General features: G+C 37.6%; 3 protein-coding genes. 2 read left to right on the top strand and 1 reads right to left on the bottom strand.

Annotated elements, in window-relative coordinates:
- Positions 1 to 110: 110 nt before the first annotated feature.
- The gene (locus QME58_11555) at positions 111 to 515 is read right to left on the bottom strand and encodes a MerR family transcriptional regulator (protein ID MDI6804461.1); all 405 of its coding nucleotides are present in this window, start codon (positions 513 to 515) and stop codon (positions 111 to 113) included.
- A 119-nt stretch (positions 516 to 634) separates the two neighbouring features.
- On the opposite strand from QME58_11555, the gene cas6 reads away from it, so the two are divergent.
- Entirely contained in the window at positions 635 to 1438 is an 804-nt protein-coding gene (gene cas6 / locus QME58_11550; GenBank protein ID MDI6804460.1) for a CRISPR-associated endoribonuclease Cas6, read from the top strand.
- Positions 1435 to 1743, top strand: a complete 309-nt coding sequence (locus tag QME58_11545; GenBank protein MDI6804459.1) for a hypothetical protein — start codon at positions 1435 to 1437, stop codon at positions 1741 to 1743. Before cas6 ends, QME58_11545 begins: the two co-directional genes overlap by 4 nt.
- Positions 1744 to 1775: the final 32 nt, after the last annotated feature.

The following is a 1775-nucleotide window of genomic DNA, read 5'->3' as shown; positions in this document are numbered from 1 at the left end:
AACCCTTGCACTCCAAGTCCTTAAGGGATTCCCTTGGGACAAGTGCGCTAGCCGGGTGGAGTTTATCCCGCCATCGGCGGGACTACGTTCCGAATTTGTAATTAAGAAAATTATGTTAACCTTACGAGAAACTCTTCAAAAAATTTCTTAATCTCTATCAAATCATTTTTCAACCGGTTGTCCGGCTGTTTTGGTTGAACAACAGCCTGTTCTCCGGTTGTTGAAACTGCTGGAATTAATTCTAATTGTTCGCCCCCATCATCTTCGGGAACATAAGACGCCATCACTTGTTTTGCCCCTTCAATTGTATAACGCTCATCACGAAGGAGCTTTTTGATATACAAAATAAGTTTAATATCCTTATTTGTATAAATTCTGTTACCCGCACGGTTTTTTGCGGGTTGCAAATTTTCAAACTCTGATTCCCAATATCTTAAAACGTATTGTTCTAAGTCGGTTATTTTACTCACTTCGCTAATTGAGTAATAAAGTTTTTTAATTCCTAGTTGTTTCATTGTTTGCTCTTGAATTTGTTAAATAATAATAAAATTCTTGCCCAAAGGCAAACAGCTTCGTTTGACTTTAAAATTCTTTTTTCTCATATTCCATACGAATAAAAGGAGAAGATAAACTATTGAGAATCAAACTAACACTTAAAGCATCTGAAAAAAATCCAGCACTACCGATTAATTATCAGTATCCTCTTTCTGCTGCAATATATAAGATACTGAACAAGGCAGAACCCCAATTCGCCGAGTTACTCCACAGCAAAGGTTATCCTACAACACATAACCGCAGGTTCAAGTTTTTTACATTTTCAAAATTGTTCTTTCGAGATCGCGCCGCAATTTCCGACAACAAGTTGATTTTACAAAACGGCGAGCATCCTCAATTGTTAGTATCATCACCGTTAGACGAATCGTTCATACAAAATTTTGTAATCGGAATTTTCGAATCGCAAGAACTCCCAATTGGTTTACGAGAAATATGCCACACCACTTTTAGAATTGAGCAGGTAGAAACACTCCCCGAACCGAAAATTACTAATGACATTAGATGTAAAGCACTTGGTCCTATTAGCATTTCGGTTGCTGGAGCATATAAACATCCCGATTATCTTAAAGCATTGGACGGCAGACTGTCGGAATGTATTCGAGAAAATTTGTTGTGGAAATATAAAACCTTGTACGAAGCCGAACCTTCAGATAAAATTTTGAAGTTCGAGACCGATATGCAATATATAAAAAACAGAGGCGGCGAGAACAAAGTGTCCAAGCTGATTAAAATAAAAGAGGGCGAACCCGAAGAAACCAGTGTTAGAGGTTTCATCGTTCCGTTTAAAATGACTGGCTCGATAGAGCTTATTAAATTGGCGTATCAATGCGGTATAGGCGAGAAGAATTCACTCGGATTTGGTATGTTTGAAGTAACGTTATGAAAAATCGGAATGTTGAGCTTAACATATCGCCCGAAGATTTAGCATTGGCTGATGCGCTCGATGATGTTTTCTGTTATTTACCTAAACACTGGTGGATTTATTTGCCTTATACAGCTTTAGCATTGTACGCATACGGTTTTTCACCTGAACGGATAGATGAAATAAAACGGGGCGAATTTCCAGATTATAATGAAGAAAACATTATTTATTTAGCCGTTGAACTGACTCGAACCGTCAGTGAAGCGATTCGATTAAAAGATACAGAAAAAGAACTCGATTTAATCACTGAAGTTACGCAGAATTGACTTTTTGTCATGTTGAGCGAAGCGAAACATCT

It is taken from the genome of Bacteroidota bacterium (genome assembly GCA_030017895.1).
Classification (GTDB): domain Bacteria; phylum Bacteroidota; class Ignavibacteria; order UBA10030; family BY39; genus JASEGV01.
Note: the sequence above shows the minus strand (reverse complement) of the source record. Positions and strands in the feature narration are given on the sequence as shown.

Excerpts from the sequence above, each read along its gene's own strand:
- QME58_11545 (MDI6804459.1), top strand. The coding sequence starts at position 1,435 with ATGAAAAATCGGAATGTTGAGCTTAACATATCGCCCGAAGATTTAGCA.
- QME58_11555 (MDI6804461.1), bottom strand. The coding sequence starts at position 515 with ATGAAACAACTAGGAATTAAAAAACTTTATTACTCAATTAGCGAAGTG.